At 65.3% G+C, this 20,156-nt stretch carries 9 protein-coding genes; 6 read left to right on the top strand and 3 right to left on the bottom strand.

All coding sequences use genetic code 11. The annotated features are described in order from the left end of the window. Window positions 1–205 precede the first annotated feature (205 nt). Entirely contained in the window at window positions 206–1,126 is a 921-nt protein-coding gene (locus tag ACIRRU_RS15310; protein WP_403680227.1) for a hypothetical protein, read from the bottom strand. Window positions 1,127–1,464: 338 nt separating this feature from the next. On the opposite strand from ACIRRU_RS15310, the gene ACIRRU_RS15305 reads away from it, so the two are divergent. The 3 genes from ACIRRU_RS15305 to ACIRRU_RS15295 all read left to right on the top strand — a co-directional run bounded on the left by ACIRRU_RS15305 (window position 1,465) and on the right by ACIRRU_RS15295 (window position 8,322). Next, window positions 1,465–2,997 carry a hypothetical protein gene (locus tag ACIRRU_RS15305; RefSeq protein ID WP_403680224.1) on the top strand — a complete coding sequence of 511 codons (1,533 nt, stop codon included), beginning with the start codon at window positions 1,465–1,467 and terminating at the stop codon, window positions 2,995–2,997. Window positions 2,998–3,835: 838 nt separating this feature from the next. After that, a complete protein-coding gene (locus ACIRRU_RS15300) occupies window positions 3,836–6,892 on the top strand; it encodes a tetratricopeptide repeat protein (RefSeq protein ID WP_403680221.1) in 3,057 nt (1,018 codons plus the stop codon). 359 nt (window positions 6,893–7,251) lie between these two features. Further along, a complete protein-coding gene (locus ACIRRU_RS15295; RefSeq protein ID WP_403680218.1) occupies window positions 7,252–8,322 on the top strand; it encodes a hypothetical protein in 1,071 nt (356 codons plus the stop codon). Between the two features lie 202 nt (window positions 8,323–8,524). Here ACIRRU_RS15295 and ACIRRU_RS15290 read toward each other — a convergent pair whose 3' ends face one another. Both ACIRRU_RS15290 and ACIRRU_RS15285 read right to left on the bottom strand, forming a co-directional pair. Next, on the bottom strand, window positions 8,525–10,711 hold the full coding sequence (locus ACIRRU_RS15290; protein ID WP_403680215.1) for a hypothetical protein: 2,187 nt from the start codon (window positions 10,709–10,711) through the stop codon (window positions 8,525–8,527). 183 nt (window positions 10,712–10,894) lie between these two features. After that, window positions 10,895–13,039, bottom strand: coding sequence for a hypothetical protein (locus ACIRRU_RS15285; RefSeq protein ID WP_403680213.1), 2,145 nt, complete (start codon window positions 13,037–13,039; stop codon window positions 10,895–10,897). 194 nt (window positions 13,040–13,233) lie between these two features. On the opposite strand from ACIRRU_RS15285, the gene ACIRRU_RS15280 reads away from it, so the two are divergent. The 3 genes from ACIRRU_RS15280 to ACIRRU_RS15270 are packed head-to-tail and all read left to right on the top strand — an operon-like array spanning window position 13,234 to window position 20,123. Then, complete coding sequence (locus ACIRRU_RS15280) at window positions 13,234–13,998, top strand: oxaloacetate decarboxylase (RefSeq protein WP_403680248.1); 765 nt, start codon at window positions 13,234–13,236, stop codon at window positions 13,996–13,998. A gap of 42 nt (window positions 13,999–14,040) precedes the next feature. Next, window positions 14,041–19,278 (top strand): caspase family protein, encoded by a 5,238-nt coding sequence (locus ACIRRU_RS15275; RefSeq protein ID WP_403680210.1) that lies wholly within the window; start codon window positions 14,041–14,043, stop codon window positions 19,276–19,278. Continuing rightward, the gene (locus ACIRRU_RS15270; RefSeq protein ID WP_403680208.1) at window positions 19,275–20,123 is read left to right on the top strand and encodes a hypothetical protein; all 849 of its coding nucleotides are present in this window, start codon (window positions 19,275–19,277) and stop codon (window positions 20,121–20,123) included. Before ACIRRU_RS15275 ends, ACIRRU_RS15270 begins: the two co-directional genes overlap by 4 nt. The last annotated feature ends 33 nt before the right edge of the window (window positions 20,124–20,156 follow it).

Here is a 20,156-nt window from a genome sequence, read left to right as displayed (position 1 = left end):
CGTGGGGTGCTGTGTTGGGTCCGGGGGCCCCAAAACAATCACCTTATCACCAACCATCGTCTAATACCAACCCCCGGGGCCCGGGCCGGGGGGGGGGGCCCCCCCGCGCGGGCCCCCCCCCACGACTGAAGTATCCACTGGGCATGTGGTGGCGAGCCGTGCCCAGCCCCACCACATCAGAGTCAAGCCTTCCTTGCCGACCCGATCACGAGTCGTAACGTTCGGTTACTACCAGCGCCGTCCCTGCGAGTATCGCTCCCACGCGCAACTCAGACCACTCGGCGAGCAGCAGCGGCTCCTCGTCCACGGACTTCAACAGATGAGCGATCTCTTCAGCGGTCGGCGCGACCGGAAGGGAACAGCCGACCATGTCCTGCCCTGTCGCGCTGGTGTGGTCCCCAGGCTCCTCCTCGGGGTCATCCGGCACCCATCGGCCGACCTCGACCTCCCACGAAGTCTCGTCGTCGCCTGGCTCCGGCGCTTCGATCGTCAGATAGAAGCCGTCGGAGTCGTACGGCTCCACGAAGAGGCGACAACTGGGGTCGTCGAGTGAAGCCCCCACGTCGCCGCCCTGGGCGTGCGCGGTGACCAGCACCCGGAGGGCGGCGACCGCCTTCTCCCGTTGCTCCGACGTGAATCCCGACTCGCGTCGATCGAGTTGCTCGCGCGTCTCGTCGCTCAGCGTGCCCAGCCCGTCGTCGTACTTCACGAAGGGCAGCCTGAACTCCCAGCAGCGCTCGGTCTCCGGCTCCTCCTCGGTGGAAGCTCCCGAGAACTCTGCGAGTCCTGTCTGCAACCCGTGCTTCTCTTCATCCAGTTCGGATCGGATCGCCCTGCTAACCGTGTTGGGGAGAGCCACCACGGCGCTTTCCAAGTCGGCGAGCGCCTGGTGAAGCCGCAGGCAAACGTACTCGTACCACAGGCTGTGGGCGCCGCCGAGAAGAGCGGTGCGGGCGGCAGGGTCAGCTAGCGCGGCAAGATGTGTGCGCGGGTAGTAGCCCACTCGCCGTTCACGGCGGTCGTGGATGCTGACAGGGACAGTGGCGAGGGCGGAGATCCTGTTGAGGGCGTCGACGACCGGACCCGCAAGGTGAGGCTCGGCAAGACTCGTCAAGGTCTTGGACACGACGCCGTCCGGACCTTAGTAGGTCGCCAGGATCTGAGTCTTTCCACGGGTGGCGTGCTGAGAGTAGATGGTCAAGGAAACGCCTTTCGGCTGTCCGGCACAAGGGCCGGACAGAACAGGTGCGCAGGAAGTGGGAGGGAGGTGGTGGCGAGGGCGCGTTCCGACGCTCCGTACCTCAAGATGACCGGGGGTGGCCCAGGTACCGTCCCAGGCTCCATTCCTGCCCGCAGACTAGCGCACTCTGTGCGGACCGCAGGCAGACATTCTCCCCAATCGGCCGCAGGGAGGGGTATTCGGTATCACAGCGGGATGTTGACCGCGCCGCATATAGTCGGCCGGTGGACCACATCTCCCATCGTGACGATTACTACTACCACGAGCAGGACCCCGACTGCCCCCGATGCTGTCTGGACGCGTTGCGCACTCGTCCTCCTATGGCCGACGAATTCGCGACGGCACGTGGCCTTGAAGGACTGGTGCACGAGCATGGCTCCTTGGTCGAGCAGCATCTGTTGCGGTTGACGATGGATAGCTGGGTCACGGCTGGCCGCATGACCCCGGGCCTGGTGAAGTGGATGGCTCGCCTCAAGAGCCCCGCTCGGGTCGCCGAGGCCATGCCGGTACCGGCTGCGATAGCCGTCGGCGTCGCTGCGGGACTGATCGACCTCAACCAGGATCTCGTAGACGGCCGGGCTGGCGAGGTGATGAGGCGGCTGGCACCGCACGCCGAACGCGCGCTGGTGGATCTGTGGCGCGACCTGATGCTGTTCAGCGTGGAGCGCCTTCTTGTGGAGGCTGCGGGACTCCGAGCCAGAGTTGAAAAATCCGCGAGTCGCCGCCCCACGCTCTGGGCCAGGTCACTCCCGTGGCTGTTCGTCCTTGCCCGCCACATGGACGGTCTCGATGTCTACCTCACACTTGCCCTAGCCGAACAGCGCCAGTCAGTGCGAGCGGCTGTCAAGGCGACGACGCCAAGCGTGGTACCGGAAGTCCGGCGCCGGGCCGAGGGAATCCAGGCCATCGCCGACGGCAGTAGCCCCATGGAGCAGAAGCTGATCGACGCGCTGGGCGGCTCCATGGACGCTCGACGCCGTGTCTTCCCGAGACCCCTCGACGCTCCCTCGTCGACGTGGCTCGCCGGCGCCGGCCTGGAGGATCTGATATGCGGAGCGGTGGCGGGCGCGGTCGAGGACTTCATGGGCTTTGTGTCCCGGTCTGGCGCGCAGGACGAGGAAGCGCTAACTGCCCGCCTGTTGGAGAAGCTCGGGCAACGGTTCGCCGCCGGATCGAGGGCTGGGCAGTGGACGGATCCGGATTCTCCAGAGGTAGCGCTAGCGAGTCGGCAGGAGACGAAGAACGCGGAGAAGGCAACCGGCGCGGACATCGGTATCGTCCTCGAGGTCACGGTCCCCGGTCAGCTGACCACGAGGATCGGTGACCTGGTCCAGGTAAAGAAGGCCAACGCCCTTATTCCCAGCGCCTCAGCTGGTGACTCCTGGAAGATCAATCGCCTGCAGCTCGACACTCTGCTAGAGGTCAGTTCGACGGCGACGTACTGGCTCATTTCCAGCAGCGGCAAAGTCTACGCCGTACCAGCGAAGTTTCTGGCTGCTGTTGGTGCTGCCCGCTCCGGTCGCAGTTCCTTGTTTACCTTCGGACACAGCGATGTACGTCATACCGCCCTGAGTCTGGAGAACTACCTGACCGACCTGACCGTAGGCATGTGGCTGGGAGGTACTAGCACCGCGACGCTCTCAGCTGCCGCAGGCGAAAATCCGGCGAACCGTCCAGAGTTCTTCCTCAATATAAAATTTTCGCTTACCCGCTTCCTCGAGGATGGGCGGAGTGCTCCGCAGTGGATCGGGGGGTGAGGCGCATGCGAATTAGAGGGTTGTGACCGGCGCGGAACTCGGCGAGCAATTACTCAACACCGGAAACGACCAGATGCCAGAAGTCTCAGCCGTCGGTGCCCTCGCTACCCATGGGGTCGGGCTGCGCAGATCGGGGTGCCCCACGGACGCCTTGAGACGCCAATGCGACTGTCCGGGAGCAGTACACCCCCGGCCGCCAGGCCAACCTGGCTATGCACACCATCGTGCTGGTGGGCATGCGTCAAAACGCGAAGAGCTCCCCTTCCAAAAGGCGACGTCATGATGCTCCACTGCCCCAGTTCGCCGACGGGGACATCAACTGGCACCTCGGCGTCGACGACTGCGCGCCCCGGCCTGGTTCGAGCTCTTCCTCAATGCCACACCACGCCCCGCCATCCGCACCTACCACCGCTGAACAACTCCCCGCTCACCGGCGTCGCAAGCTGGCGAGGGTAGCCCCTGAGTACCAGCTCCACGGGCGGCAACCCGCGACCGCTCCGAGTCGGCTCCCTGAGCCAGCACCCATAACGCGCACCTCGGTGCACCTCGTGTAGCCAGCCAACATCGACAAGCCGGTGCCACCAGCTTCGGAACATTCCAGCGATGGTGCGTTCCTAGCAAAACGTGGTGACCTGTCAGCGAGCTCCGCCTTCGGTTGGGAAGGGTCTCCTTGATCGATGGATTCTGTGACACGTATGCTGACTGCCCTCGCTGTGCGTGGCACATGGGGAACAGCCTACCGAAAGCGGATGGTTCGGTCCGCCTAGCCGACGTGGAGGTAGCCGGGTTGGAGCGTTCCCTTAGAGTGGCGGCCGGCATTCCGCCCATACATTTTGGAGTGCACGAAATCCGAACTGGCAGCACGGACGGCGCGCGTGCCGATTTCGAGAAGATGCTTGCGCAGCTCGCCAGCACAACCAATCCTAATGTCCGGATGATCGCCGCCAATCCGGGAGACTGGGGAATCGATGCTTTCGCTGGCGATCTCGAAGGCGTAGTCACCGTCTGGCAGTCCAAATACTTCATGCCGACAACCACGACCAACCATTCGCAGCAGATTCGCGAGTCACTGGCTAGCGGACTGAAAGCCGCAGCAGTCATTGGCTACACGATCGAGCGGTGGATCCTATGCATACCATCCAGCATGGACGGGCCTGCAGCCCACTGGTGGGACGGTTGGAAGAAGCGTCAGGAACAGACGCATGACATCACCGTCGAACTCTGGGACGAGACCGAGCTTATAAGAAGGCTGCAAAGCCCCACAGGGGATCAGGTACGTCGCGCCTACTATGAACCCTTCACAATGCCTGCCGCATCTGCCCACTTGAGGAAGGCTTTTCAGCAGGGCGGGCACGCACCCCCCGAGAGGACAACGGCGCTCCTCCCTCAGGCGTCTGGCCTGCCGCGGGAAGACCCGGGGCTCCAGCCAGAGGCAATCGGCCCGTACGCCACCCGGTCGGCAGCCGACAACGAGTTGGGCCCGGGAACTTTGATCGACCAGTGGTCTCCGTACGACTTGGAGGTCCACCCGGCAGGCCCCGCCATGTCACGTGCCCGGTCCGGTCCACAGCAACAGATTTTGCCCGGCTACGTCCGGCGAGAGCACGATCATGTCATCGCGGAAGCGGTCAATGCAGCCGTAGCAGGGCAGAGCCGGATGGTCGTGCTCGTCGGTTCCTCGTCGACAGGCAAAACGAGAGCGTGCTGGGAGGCCATCCAGCCCCTCGCGAAGGCAGGGTGGCGGTTGTGGCATCCCTTCAATCCCACTCGTGCCGAGGCCGCACTCGCGGAACTTGAGCATGTGCGGCCTCAGACAGTGGTTTGGCTGAACGAGGGCCAGCACTACCTCGGAGACGCGAGAGCGGGCGAACAGATTGCCGCCGCGGTCCACGACCTACTTACCAACCCTGGGCGAGGCCCAATCCTAGTGCTGGGCACCCTCTGGCCCGAGTACGCGCGCAAGTACACCGCCCTTCCGGCATTCGGCGACGCGGATCCGCACAGCCGCGCGCGGGAACTGCTGGCCGGACGCACACTGACCATGCCCGAGATCTTCGATACCCCGGCGCTGTCGGCCGCCGCGCAACTCGCAAAAGATGGCGACCGGCTGCTGGCAGAGGCTCTCACCAGGACCTCCGGCAGCGGACGGGTCGCGCAGGACCTCGCCGGCGCCCCCGAACTGCTGCGCGCCTATGAGCACGGCAGCCCAGCCGCTCAGGCTTTGTTGGAAGCCGCGATGGACGCTCGCCGCCTCGGTATCGGCCCCCACCTGCCCGTCACCTTCCTAACCGAAGCGGCTCACGGCTATCTCGATGAGAGTGACCTTCAAAGCTTTGAAGACGACAACTGGGTGGAAGCTGCGCTGGCCGAACTCGCCCAAACTGTCCATGGAAAACAGGCAGCCCTGCGTCGCGTAGAGGGTCGTTCGCTGCATTACCCACCGAAAGTAGGGTTGCGCCACGAAGTGGCGGCCCCTGTGCACCGACTGGCCGACTATCTGGAGCAACATGGGCGCTCCATCCGCCGGTACCTGTGCCCGCCCACCTCCTTCTGGCACGCCGCCTTCACTTGGCTCACCCTCCCCGGCGACCTCAGCGCCCTGTCCCAGGAGGCTGAGGTCCGCTTCCGCCTCCGATGGGCTCACCTTCTCCGCCACCGCGCAGCCCAGGCTGGCAGCACCACCGCCATCCTTGAACTGGCCTTTTTCCGAGATAAGGCCGGAGATCCCCCAGGCGCAGAAGAACTCATCCGGCAAGCATCTGCCATGGGAAGCCTTTTTGCCCTTGAGGAGCTGGCACGAAGGAGGTCGGAAGTTGGGGACTACGCGGAGACGGAATCCATCGCCGCCGAAGCGGCGAATCGAGGAAACACTCGCATCCTCATCGATCTGGGACAGCGGCTTGAGAGGGAAGGAGACTGTGCGGATGCCGAACGCATTTACAGGCGAGCCGTCGATGCCGGAGAACCTGAGGCACTTGTGAACCTATCCTGGATTCGGCACAGGGCGGGTGATCAACCGGGCGCAGCAAATCTGTGTCGTCAAGCGGACGAAGCGGGATACCCCTACGCCCTGCGCGATTTGGCCTTGATGCTGCAGGCGGCCGGAGACAACACAGAGGCTGAAGCAGTCGCCCACCGAGCAGCCAGCCGCGGGAACCGCCGTGCCCTCAATGCCCTGGCCCGGACGCACGAGAGGAACGGAGACTGTGCACGCGCCGAACGGCTGTACAAACTGGCCCTCGATGCCGGAGATTTTGAAGCACTAGGGTCCCTGGCGAGACTAGGGACGCGCCCCGGAGGCCAATCCCTTCCAGAAGAATTTGCTCGTCGAGCAGCCGATAGTGCAAGCGCTCACACTGTCAGCAACTTGGTACAGATCAGGGAACAGGACGGAGACCGGGCCGGCGCCGAAAGGCTCGCACACCAAGCAGCCATCAACGGGAAGCCCGAGGCACTCATGGCACTTAGTCGCATGCGGAGGAAGGCAGATGGCGATGTCAGCGCTCTGAAACTTGCAACCCAAGCAGCCGATTTCGGGAGCACCCGCGCCCTATACGAACTCGTGCAGGTTCGGGAACAAGCTGGAGACCGGACTGGCGCCGAGAGACTCGCGTACCAAGCAGCCGACGCCGGGGATGCACTGGCGCTTCGACAGCTGGCCGAGTTGCGACTAGAGGCCGGAGATCGTGCCAGCGCCGAAACCTTGGCTCGGCAAGCTGCCGACATCGGTCTCCGTTCTCCATGGGGAGCGTTTTCCGTAGTCGCGCACGACTCCAGACGTTTCTTCCGTGTGCTTTGGCCGCATGGTCTGGACCCAGATGGCACACCGTCATCAGAGACACCGGGCCTTCTTCCCCGGTGGAGCCGTACCGGCACAGATAATGGGGCGACATGAGATCACGATGTCGTCCCACTCGCCAGCGTGCGTACGTCACACTTGTCGGCATCGCCCCTCCGCATGACTGCTCCCACTGCTCCGGCGTCCAGCAGAAGACCTGCTAGAGGGGGCTCCGGGTGTCGAACTGCTTGTGAGGCACGACCGACGGCGGCTGCACATCTGCTTCTACCGTCAGAGATAGTTCATAGACTGAGCGGCTCCAAGGGGGCTCTGACGGTTGTGCCTGGGAAGACCCGAGCACCCGCGGCATACCGGTGCGCGTGACCGGTTGGTCGGGTCGCCTCAGCACCAGGCATAGGCGCGCTCAGCGGATCAGAATCGCCAGCGGCGAGCCGTCGGGCAGGCGATACTGAAGCGTGGCACGTATCGTCTTTACTCCCCCGCCGGTCGACAGCGAGCAGACCCGCAGCTTCCGCACCCACGCCTCATACATCCGCGCGTTCCGTGAACTTGCGCTCGGCGACAGCAGAGCGGAAGACGCTGTCGCCAGCCTTCATGACTCTGCGGCACCAGCCCTTTTCAGGGCTGATGTGCCATCGCGTTCCTGCAACCGAGAACAAGTGCTGGCATGCATGCGTCGAGCATGGGCGACCGCTCGCCTGCTGGAGCACACGCACGCACTGGCCGGAGACTCCGAGATTATCCGGCTCGCCAACAGCTGGGGAGCTGTTCAGTCCTATTACGTCCTCTACGGGGCCGCCCAGGCCCTGATCGTGGCCGAAGGTGGCGAGCGTCCGCAGATGCACGAGCCTACGAAGCGGCGCTACGTGGATCTGTGGACCACTCGCAGTCTGCAGATCGCGCCTTGGACTCTCGCGGCGACGGCTCCAGGGACCCGGCTTGCTGACGCGGACGGGATCCGCGGCGGCCCCAAGCGTTCCCTAGATTTCGATTTGCACCCGTGGGTAGCGTGGCAGGGCGAACAAGCCTGGGACATCGCAGCCAAGGCCTTGCGCTCCACCCGCCAGTTGCTTGTCGAGGACCGCCTCACCAAGAGGCGGCGTGAAAAGCTCAATGCCAAAAAGAAGCAATGGCGCCTCAACGAGGAGACCCGGGCGGCGACGGGCCGAAAGCCCACGCCTGAACCGAAGAGTGTCAGGCTGACCTCGGCGGAGCGGGACACCGTAACCAGTGGCATCCGGCCTGCGACCATGGCTGACTACCTCTACCGCCTGCGGATCAAGGCCAACTACGAAGATGTCACCGTCTTCTCCAATGGCCCCGCTTCGGACGGTGAGGCAACGGAGGTCAGCGCGGACCTAGTCGCCGTGACCTCTGCGACATTGCTTGTCCACGAGCTACGCATTGCCGCGATCATCGGCGTCGACGAACTCGTTAAGGCTATGGACTTGGTGCTCCAGCACTCCTCGGGAGAATCCTCAGGTGGCATGGCACTTCGTCGTGATCTGCATGACCGGCTCTCGTGATCTAGTGGAGGGCGTCGCCAAAGTTGCCTAAGTTGCTGACCCTCGACTCCACCAAACTCCGTTAAGACAACCCAAGCCTATCGGGTCGACCAACGCGTCTCCCGCCAGAGCTATGCTTTCCTGAGCTGACCAGTTGTTCCGCCTCAGGAAACTCAGACCACTTCACACGCCGTTGCGTGAGCACCTCATCGAGCTCTGCCCCTCACAACTTCTGCCTGTCCGGCCGCGGAATGTTGATCACCATGGGGCGAACGTGAACTCCGCCCACCTGCGAGAGGCTAGCCGCCTGATCCAGCAGATGGACGAGGAGCGTGTCCAGCTGGAGCTTCTTCGCCTGAGTCTTACGGTTGTCACCCGTGGCATCCCAAAGTTCGATCGGATACCAGCCGACGATGTAGATACCTACATCCGTTCCCGCTTCCGGCAGATACCTGTCTGCCAACTGTTCCGCTTGAGCCGTCGGAACTTCGTCGTTCCAAGAGCCCTTGACCTCAATGACCAGCTTGACGGACCCGCTCTCAGTGATGCCGGGGTCGTCACCCGGTGAGGGCATCGCCTCAACGAGGAGGTCAGTGCGGTCGCCCGCGCCGTATGGATCGGTGGGGTGGATCAGAACCTCCCGGTTGACCGCGACACGGCGGCCGGCCAGCCGAAGTAGCAGCTCGTGTGCGAGGTAGGCGCAGAGAGCCGCTTCGGGCTTGGGGCGCCAAACATCCGGGATGAGTGGGTTTTCCACGGACGGCCTTCGGGGTCTCTTGCCCGGTGTACGGTCCCAGAGCAACTCGCAGTGCGAGGGAAGCGCCCGGCCCACCTCCTCAAGGACCTCGTGCACCACATCCAAGAGATCTGTGCTGGTGCGAATGATGCGCCGCGCTGGATCCTGCAAAATCCGCACTACGTCTTCCGTACGCACCTGGCTCCAGCTCGCAACGGCATACTGCTTGGTCGCCTCGACTAGCGCTGCGGCAATGGACAGTCGGGAGGGATACAGAGTCGCAAGTTGGCGCAGTTGACGAATCGCCTCAGCGGTGCCTCGTCGACTTAGCTCAGCTAGTAGGCGGTCTCTCCATTTGCGGGCTTGCTCCTCATCGCTGATCCAGCGAACGCCGCGGAGGGGCTCGTCCCCCTCCGGGTCGTACAATCCACTGAGCCATGAGTACAAGTCAGCAACAAGAGTTTCGCTGAGGGAACCCTGGATGCGCTCCGCCTCAGTCCTGGCACATGCTTCGGCCAGCTTGCGGCCGAACTCGGGGTCGGTTCCCGCGAAAGCCTTGACTCGTGGCCAGTGGGCCTCGGCGTCCGCGGTCAATAGGGCGTGGGCAGCGAGGACGGCAGCTCGTGCTGCGAGCGGAGCTTCTCGCGGTCCGTCGATGCTGGCATCGACGATCTCGTGCACGACCCGGCTGTCAGTGGTGAGAAGAGCGGCCAGGATGCTGTGCCAGGTTCGCAGCGTGGCGTCACGCGCCTCATCATTATCGGGCAAGCATGTCAGGTGGCCTGCGTTTTCTGGTGGGCCCGCCAGGGCCCTTTCGGCCGCCTCGGACGCGAGTCCGAGACAGGTAGAAAGGTCAATGGCAAGGTCTTCCAAGCACGTACGGAGTTCAGGAGCCCAGCGCGGATCAATCGCATTGAGCTCGATGGGCTGTCGGCCTGCCGTCAGCGCCGCTCTAGCGGCTTGGCTAACGCGTAGGGCAACCGACTCAGGTGCGTGACGGGCTGCCAAGCGCAGCAAGTCCACCCGTACAGCTTCCATGTAGATCGTCGACATGCCCATGAACTCGGTGAGAATCGCGGCTGCCCACGAGCTCCAGACCCGCGCGGGAAATTCGAGCAGGGGGTTCGTCCTGTGCAGCTCGGTGAGAAGAGCGTATCCCGCCCATGAGCACTTGTTTTGACGGGTGTGTGGGAGCCAGGAATCCGCACGGTCATGTTCGGTGGTGAGGTAGCGGAGAGCCAGCTCAGCCAAGTCCGACAGATCGTCGCCCAGAGCTACGGCGGCTGGCCAGGTTGAGAGGGCACCCTGCGCGGTCTGTGTGAATTCACCCGTCTGCGGGTCAACGCGCAGACCCCACAGGAACTGCCACAGGCTGTCGTTGTCGCCCGCCCTGGCTTCAGCGAGGAGCCGCGCTTGCTGGGCCATGAACGCTGCGGCTTCCGGCCAGTTCACTCTGTCAGCGCTGTAGTTGTGGCGCAGCGCCTCAGCTAGCGGACTGTTGACAGGGATGGCCGCATAGAAGGAGCTCAGATAAGGCCAGGCTGGGTGCGTGTTGTCGTAGGCCAGTTCGAACGCATGGGGGTCGTCCGCAGGGAACGTCAAGGAGGCGAGCTCGCCGTACACCTGGGTGGCCGCACCATCGCCGTCCCCCGCCGCCTCGACAGTCTGCTCCAAGACCCAGGGGAAGTCCTCCCGATCGACGAGGTGATGACGGGTCGCCGGCTCGGGCTCCGAGGGTGCATCGAGCCGTAGCGACGGGCGTCGTTCCCAGTCACACGCGATCTGGTAGGCCGCCGTGCGCGGTTCGAAGTTTGCTCGAACAGCCTCTCTAACAAGGGCTTGGGTCAGAAGCCTGCGTCATGAGCGAGCCTCCTGCGTCTCGTCCCCGTGCTCATCGGGTTGCAAACAATCCGGCAGCTGGACCTTGTGATGGTTATGGAGGAGACTGAAAATGATTTTAGCCAAAGTGTCCGCGTGCTGAGTCGCTTCCGACGTTTTCATCGCGCGGTCGATCACCCCATTGATCAGCGAGATCTCGAAGCGATCGCGCGAGAAGACATAGCCACTGTCCGGCCGGCAAACTGCGTCGGATGCCCAAGCCAGAAGACTTGGCAGATCCTCATCCCTGCACTCACCTGGCATGGTCCTCAGGAAGTGGGCGTAGTTGCCGTACAGGTCCGGAGACGGAGGCCGAAGGGCACCGAGCATCGTCGCTGCGTCCAAATGGTGCGGCCACAGTAGGCTCAGTAGAGTGCCCAGGAGCTCATGGTCGGGGTCCACCCGCTCGGCGTCAGGCGGGTCGGACAGCGTGGCGAGCACCTCGACGAAGACTGGCACGGCACGGCCTGGGTCGCAGGCGAACGCGGCGCGCGCCGCCAAACGACGCTCCGTTTGATGCCATGTGTCGTTCTGCACCAACCTCAGCAGGGCGTCGGCCAACCTGGGGTGATCGGTGCCGGCTTCCTGAGCCAGCTGGATCGCGAGGCGGATTCGTGCTGTGGACTGCCAGCTGGCCGCACCTTCGGCGGGGGCAAGCTCCAAGTTGTCGGCGAGCTGATCAGCAAGTGCGGGATGGCGCAGGTCCCAGCGGGAGAGCTGCCATCTCGTGCCTCCCAGTTCGACCTGCGCCGCACGTTCCAGCAGCCTGCTTACCGTGAGCCGACGGACCTCGTCGGAACGCACGAGCGCGCTGTGCACCGCGAGGCTCTCGGGATCGGCACTGGCCAGCCAGTCGCCGCCAGAGGGGTTCATGGCCACCAGCCAGGCTGCTGTCTCCCGCAGCGGTGCTGGAATAGTCGCCGTCTCTCCGTCTGGTGCGCAGATCAGGAAGAGATTCTCCAGCTGCCGTTGCGTGATCTTTCGATCGGTCAGGTATCGGGCTGCGAGGTAGGCTGCTACGGAGGAATGGCGGAATGCCACCCTGTCGTCATCTGGCGCTGTGAACAGGGCGGTTGCCAAGCATTCTTCGACCACTTGGGGCGAAATCTCGAACGGTCCAGCGTCGGTCCGCTCCGCTCCCCCCGCCAGTACGTCGCCCTGCAGATCGTAGGTGCCAGCCTCAAACGAGGCACCACGCCATACCGTCCGGTGGCCGGACAACAGCATCCACGCAGCGATGCGTCCCGCCACCGTCAAGCGCTGATGAGCCGTGGTGATCAGCGGTTTCTTAAGTCGGCGAGGGTCGGGGTCTTCAGCAAGCCGCGCTACTCCGCGTGCGAACAACTCTTCTGGCCGCCCGTGCAGCTGGCCATCAGCCTGATAGGTCAGTACCAGCAATTCCAAGGTCAGTGGTACTTCAGCAAGAACAGCGGCGCCAGCCGACTCGGCCGCCACCACCAGATCTTCTCCCGGGACGCCGGCGCTGTCAGCCAATGCCACAGCCTCCGCGCGACTCAACGGAGCCAGATCGACGCATCGGCACGCACCGAAAGCCTCGGCCAACGCAGACGTCAGCGCCGCCGGATAGTCGACTGTGCGGCAGGCCATCAGAAACCGAACGCTGTTAGTGCCCCGGCCGCTCAGTGACCTTCTCAGCGACCTGGACAGACGTGGCAGAAGTGGACTCTCGTCGGCCTGATCCAGGACTACCGTCAGCACTCCGGCACCTCCGGCAGTGTCTCCTTCCGAAGGCAAGGAGAGAAGATGAGACCCTAGCTCCTCCTGATAGGAGTGCTCCGTGAGATCCCCACCTGTCACCCAAAGACACGCGTCGGAGTCTCGGTTCCAAGTGTCGAGGACATGGGGCAACCCATTGGTGAGCTGCCTCAGGACGGAAGTCTTACCCGCTCCGGGCTCTCCCAGCACGACCATGGCCCCTGCCGCTGCGACGACAGCGGGAAGCGCCAAGGCCCCCTGGCGAAGATGCTCTGCATCCATGACCACGTTTTCATCGTCCACTCGGAACGCATCGGCGGCCTGCACAATCAGATCTTCAGCGGCAAGCTGCTCACCCCGCACCCTGCACACCCGAGGAGCATGGAAGCCAAACACACAATCTGTCACACCCTCATTCTCCCAACACCCACTGACAGGCGACGGCATCACCCCTCGCAGAGCAAGCGCGAACCAAGCTCAGGGCAGCAAACTCACCCTGCACGCCGACCCGGACGAGACGCCGAGGGTGACCTGCTCGGCCAGCGAAGACTGCACGGCGCCCGCGCCGCTCGACGGCTGCGGCCAGCGCGTATGAGGGTGGGCTGACCTGCGGCCTGGTCGTCGCACTCGCCGAGGCCGTCCCCGTAACCGCGACGAGCGCCAGCGGCTCACGCACCCCAGAAGTCCTGACCGAGGAGTCACCTACGTCGAAGCGCTCGACCACCCGCCTCCGCCGCCTGATCGACGGCGACGGCATCCACGTCGCCCCCGGCGCGTACGACGGACTGAGCGCGCGTCTCGTGGAGGAGAGCGGCAGCGAACTGCTGTACGCCAGCGGGGGCGCCATCGCCCGCAGCTGCGGGATCCCCGACATCGGCCTGCTGGGCCTCACCGAGGTCGCGGCACGGATCGAGCAGATGGACGACGTGACGAGCCTCCCGGTCATCGCGGACGCCGACACCGGCTTCGGCAACGCGGTGAACGCCGTCCGCACCCTCGCGCTGTACGAGCGCATCGGCGTGGCCGGCCTACACATCGAGGACCAGACCTTCCCCAAGCGCTGCGGCCACCTGGACGACAAGTCCCTGGTGCCCACCGACGAGATGGCCCGGAAGGTCCGCGCCCTCGCCGAGGCCCGCACCGACCCGGACTTCGTCCTCATCGCCCGTACGGACGCCATCGCGACCGAGGGCCTGAACTCGTCGATCGAACCGGCCCACGCCTACGCCGAGGCCGGCGCGGACGTGATCTTCGTGGAGGCTCCGGAGATGCGGCAGACCCTGACCCGCAGGGGCGAGGCGGCCTGCCGCAGGAGGTTGGATGCACCGCTGCTCGTCGCAACTACCGGCGGATTGACCTCCCGATAGGTAACGTTCGGGGTCAGCGGTCCACGACGTCGGGGTGGTGGGGTGGGAAGGCAATTCTTCATCGCCTTGGGAAGCGGCAAGTACTGTCACCTTCCCGAGGAGGAGCGGCTGACCTCCGTGCCCGGGGACGTCCGGGCGACGACCGAGCTGTTCCAAGCGTTCGGCTACACCGCTGTGTTGCCGGGCCTCGGGGACTACGAAAGCGCCGATCAGATACGGCGGAAGCTCACCCATTGGTCGGCCGATGCCGATCTGATGGCCGACGACGTCGTCGTCGTCTACTTCGCGGGACATGGATCCGTTGAGGAACGCGACCGCCACTATCTGCTCTGCTGGGATTCGCAGGAGGACGATCTCGTCTCCAGCGCCTTGGCCACCGAAGACCTCGTACGCATCCTCTGTCGCGGCGAGTTACGTCACCTGTTGCTGATCCTCGACACCTGCTCGGCCGGAGCAGGCAGCGCGGACGCGGCCGCGGTCGCGCTTCAGACAATCGCCTTTCGGAGCACCTCCGGCCGTGCCTCAACCGGACTGTGGTTCCTGGGCTCGGCCCGGCACAAGGACATCGCGGAGGACGGCCGCTTCGTCACGGCCCTGATCGAGGCCGTCGAAACCACCGCCAGCAGGACCGGCCAGCGCCAGCAGTACCTGGATCTCACCGAACTCGTCAAAGCGGTCAATGAACAGTTCGACGCCGAAGGCCACAGCCAACGAGCCGAGTTGGCCAGTGGACTCGTGACCGGCCTCGCGCCTTTCCTGGCCAACTCGAATTATCGGGAGGAGCTTCCTCCTCTGGGCACCGATCTGCAGGTCCAACGACGTGTGGCGGAGCGGGATCTGGACGAGCACTTCGGCCCGCGGTCGCGGGGTGTGGAGTTCGAGTCCGAGCAGGGCCTGTACTTCAGCGGCCGGGTCCGGGTGCTGTCCGAACTCGTAGACTGGCTCACCTCGCCTCAGAGCGACGGTCGCGGAAGAGTGGTCACTGGTAGCCCGGGGTGCGGAAAGTCGGCGGTGCTCGGACGGATCGTCGCCCTTTCGGACCTCGGATACCGGGCTCGTCTCGACCTCTCCGGTGTCGACGCCTCAACCGTGCTTCCCGCCGGGTGCGTCTCGGCCGCGGTCCACGCGCGGCACAAGCGGCTGGAGGAGGTGGTCGAACGCATCGCCACCGCGCTGGACACCCGTACCGACGGTCCCGCCGCTCTGCTCCAGGAGCTCACCCGGCGCGGGCGTCAGGGAGCGCCCATCATCGTCGTGGTCGATGCCGTTGACGAAGCAGGTTCGGACACCGCCGCGGACGCCGGCGGCCACGGTGAGCCCCGCCGGATCACGCGCGAGCTGCTGCGCCCCATGTCGGAGATCCCCGGCGTGAGACTGCTCGTCGGGGCTCGCCATGAACTCGTGGGCCCGCTGGGACGCACGTTCACGGTGATGGACCTGGATCGGGACGACTACCGGGCCACGCAGGAGGACGTGTCCGGCTACGTCACACGGGTGCTGCTAGCCAGCGACGAACCCGAGATTCTGACGCCCTACCGAGGCCAGGCCGACCGCGCACGTATGGTCGCCGACGCAGTCGCGGCGAAGGCGGCCGGCGTCTATCTCTACGCCAGGACGACGGCCCGCACCCTGCGCTCCGACTGCTCTTCCGTCGACATCAACCGCGCCGGCTGGGCCGAGGACCTGCCCAGCGAGGTCGGTGAAGCCTTCGACGACTATCTGGCCCGATTCGGTCCGGACGAGGCCCGGGTGCGACGGATGCTGCTCGCGCTGGCCTTTTCGGAGGGCAAGGGGCTGCCCAGGGGCCACGTGTGGACCACGCTGAGTTCAGTGATCTCGGGCGTTGTCTGCACCGAAGAGGATGTCACATGGGCGCTGGACGTGGCGGAGGCGTACGTCGCCGAAGTCATCGACGACGACCAACGATCCGCGTACCGCCTCTACCACAAGGCACTCGCCGAGCATCTCCGTGCCACTACGGGCCGGGCGGCGGAGCAGGTACAGCGTTCGATCGTCCGGGCCCTGCGCTCGCTCGTCGCAAAGCCGGTCGACGGCCCACCGGACTGGTTCGGCGCTGCCGGGTACCTCCGACGTCATCTGGCCACGCACGCGGCCGCCGGTGGCGTTCTGACCGACCTGATCGAGGATCCCGGGTTCCTCCTGGCCAGTGATCCGCGAGCGCTCCTCACGGCCTTCTCCTCCATCGAGGGCGACACTGCCCGGCGCATTCGCAGCACGTACGAGCACGTGGCACATCGGCTGACCCACGATCGCCCGCTCGGAGACCGCGCTGCGGACCTACAGCTCTCGGCCCGCCGGTGCGAGGCCGATCTACTGGCCGACCACATCGAGGGCCTGTCCTTGGCGCGTCCCTGGGCCGCGCATTGGGCCTGGTGGTCGCCGAGCGGCGTCCACCGGCTACTCGCCGGTCACACCCGCACCGTAAGCTGCGTTGCGGTCGGAGCACTGGATGGCCGTCCGATCACGGTCACGGGCAGTGTGGACGGCACAGCGAGGATCTGGGACCTGACGTCCCAGCAGCAGATCGGCGACCCCCTGTCCGTGGGTATCGCCGTGAGTTCCGTTGCCATCGGTGATCTCGGTGACTACACGGTGGCTCTGACCGGTGGTGATGACGGCACGGTCAGGGTCTGGGATCTCTCGGCAGGTCAGGAATACGGCGAACCGCTGCGCGGGCACACCAACCGCGTGGCGAGCATCGCGGTGGGAGCCCTCAACGGACGCCCCGTCGTGCTGACCGCCAGCTCCGACGGCACGGCGCGGCTGTGGGACCTGCAGTACCGGTGCCAGCTGGGGAGCGAGCTGACCGAGCACCGTCGCTCCGTCCTCGCCGCATGTTTCGGTGAACTCGACGGACGGCCGATCGCCGTCACCGGCGGGGACGACAAAGCGGTGTACGTCTGGGACTTGTCCGAGGTGGTCGACGGCGGAAGCGCCCGCCTGGACGGCAGTCCCCTCATCGGCACGGCGATGGGAGTATCTGCGGTGTGCGTGACCGAAGTCGACGGCCGGACCATCGCTCTGGTCGGTGACCAGGCGGGCATGCTCAGCCGTTGGGACCTCCACGATCGCCGTCAGGTCGGGGAGCCCGTCAGCGCACACGTCTACTACAGCCGGAGCGGAGTGACCTCGGCGGCCGCTGGCTATTTCGGAGGCCGCCCCGTAGCGGTGACAAGCGGGCGCATGGAAGCCCGTGTATGGGATGTCCGCACCTTGCAGCAACTCGGCCCTCCCCTGCGCGGCCACGTCCAGGACATCACCGCAGCGGCATTGTTCGACCAGGGTGACATCGCCCTCACCGTGACGGTGAGCGAGGACCGGACGGCACGAATCTGGGACCTCGCGGCGGATCAGCCAGCGGAAGGCCATGCCCGACCCGTGCTGGCCGCGGCGTACCACTCGTACCGGAGCCGGGACCTGGCCGTCACGGGGAGCGAAGACGGATCGGCCCGCCTGTGGGACATGGCTACCGGCCAGGAATGCGCTTCGCCCCTGAAGAGCCACACCGGCCAGGTCTTGGCCGTTGCCGTCGCAGAGGTGGGCGGCTCACTGATCGTAGCCACAGGCGGATCCGACACTACCGTGCGAATGTGGGAGCCACTGCGCCCGGGTGCTTCGGCCAGTCCCCTGATTGGTCACACCAATGCCGTGCGCTGCGCCGCCTTCGGCGAAGTCGAGGGACGGCCGATTCTGCTCACCGGAAGCGATGACGGAACAGTGCGCCTCTGGGACGCACGCGACGGCACCGAGCTCTGCGCACCGCTGACCGGTCACATCGGGGATATCCGGCACCTGTCGGTCCGACGGAGCAGACGAACACTTGAGGTCGTCCTGTGTACCTCCTTGAACCACGGATACCTGTGGCGCATCGAGCCCGGCCCAAGCCACCTGACCGCAACGCTCCATTGCCATTTCGACGCGTCCACTCTCACCCCCGCCGCCCGGACCGTAGGAGTCGGGTTCCACCAGGGGCGGCCCGTCATCATCGTGATCCTCGATGGAAACGCGGTCCATGCCCGAGACATGGAGACATCCGCCGTCATAGGAGGCCCCTATTTCGGCCACACCGAATTCGTTACGGCAGCCACGCTCGGCTGCATCGGCAGCAGGACGGTCATGGCCACGACCTCGTGGGACAACACGTTTCGCGTCTGGGACCTGATGTCCGGCACCGAAGAGGGTCCGGCGCTGGCCAGCTGCAACAACTTGGCCCCAGGCTCGCAGACTCCGCCCGTCTTCGGGCGGATCGGGAACGTTCCGGTAATAATCGGCGTCGGCTCGCTCCAGGTCCGCCTGTGGAACTTGACCACCATGCAACCGCTAGGTGAGCCCCTGTATGGCCTCGAACAACACCTACTTTCGGCCGACATCGCCCGCACTGCCGACGGTCGTGCCGTGGTGGTAACAGGCAGTCTCGACGGTGCTGTGCGCGTCCACGATCTGGAGAGCGGTCGGCAGGCCGCCAGCCATCTGACCTCAGGGGCGCCCTCCATCTACCACGCTGTCACGGAGCCCATTGACAATGACGCGATCGTGGTTCGCAGCAGCTGGACCGATGTCGAGGTCTGGGGTCTCGGCGCACGTCACAGGTTGGCACGCCGGGCCGGCTATTCACAGCTCGCGTGTGCCAGCGTCCTGGAGGGGCGCCCCGTCGTGATCTCCGTTGCCGGGGACTACACCCTTCACGCCTGGGATCTCGATTCGGAAGCTCTCGTATGCCCGCCCATGTCGGGGCACACGGCCAGAATCAGCGCACTGCGGGCCGGGCAGGTGGGCAGCGTACCGATAGTGGCCAGCGCCTCGTACGACGGAACCGTGCGCGTGTGGGATCTCCGGACCGGTAGCCCTCACGGGGAGGTCAGAACCGGCTATGAGATGGGAGCGACCGCACTGGATCTGGCAGTAATCGGCGGGCGCGACCACCTACTGACCGGAGCTGGTGACGGCCGGGTCTGCATGGCGCCGTTGGACGGCTACTCGCCCTCCGACACCGAACTGGACCGGTTCCCGGCTGCGGTGCGACGCGTGCGCGTGGCGAACGTAGGCGGCACCCCTACGCTCGTAGCCGCCGACGGGTACGGCTTGGTACGCGTCTGGGACCTCGCAGCAGTCGCCCTCCAGGCGGAGATCAACGTCGGCAGCGGGATCAACGGTGTCGACGTCGACGAGGCGGGCCGGGTCTGCGTGGCGACCGACATGGGGCTGGTGGCGCTCCGCCTGACCTCCGCAGCCCATAAGGAACAGGGGGATTTCAGATGACCCGTGTCGTCCTCGTCCACGGCATCGCGCAGCAACTCAAAGGGCCGGAGACGATCGCAGAGGCATGGCTTCCGTCCCTCAACGACGGCCTCGCCCTCTCAGGTGCCGGCACACTGCCTCGCGATGACGTCTCGGCCGCCTTTTATGGTGACCTGTTCCGCCGACCTGGTCACCGCGGCCTGGGCGAGCCGCTGCTCGAAGCGTCCGACGTGGAACCCGGACTCGAACACGAGCTGCTCCTGTCTTGGTGGGAGGCAGCCGCGGATGCCGAGAGCCGCGTACCCGGACCGGATGCAGCTGGCCGGCTACGTACTCCCCGCGTCGCCCAGCGGGCGCTCAACGCACTCAGCCGCTCGACCTTCTTCACTGGCCTCGCCGAGGGCTCGATGATCGGCAGCGCGCGCCAGGTCAGACGCTACTTCACCGAGCCAGAGGTCCGTGGGGCGGCAGGAGAACGTCTGGCTCGCGCGGTGACCGGCGAGACCACGGTGATCGTCGCCCATTCCCTGGGCAGTGTCGTCGCCTACGAGACGCTGTGTGCCCACCCGCAGTGGCAGGACCTCACGCTGATCACTCTGGGGTCACCCCTAGCCGTACACGGCCTCGTTTTCGATCGACTTCGACCCACCCCTCACGGGGGAACGGCCCGGTGGCCAGTGCCCGTGAAGCGTTGGATCAACATCGCCGACCACGGCGACGCCGTGGCTCTGATCAAAGAGCTCGCCCCTTCATTCGGAACCCGCATCCAGGACCAGACCGTCAACAACGGCGCGCATGCCCACGACGTTCGCCCCTACCTGACTGCGCGCGAAACCGGATTCGCTCTGGCAGAAGCGCTCGGCTGAGCCGCTTGGCCCAGCACGCCGGGCCGGGGTAAC

Source organism: Streptomyces sp. NPDC101181 (assembly GCF_044767975.1).
Classification (GTDB): domain Bacteria; phylum Actinomycetota; class Actinomycetes; order Streptomycetales; family Streptomycetaceae; genus Streptomyces.
The sequence above is the reverse complement of the archived record's forward strand: the minus strand, read 5'-3'. Positions and strand labels throughout refer to the sequence as shown.

Excerpts from the sequence above, each read along its gene's own strand:
- ACIRRU_RS15270 (WP_403680208.1), top strand. The coding sequence starts at position 19,275 with ATGACCCGTGTCGTCCTCGTCCACGGCATCGCGCAGCAACTCAAAGGG.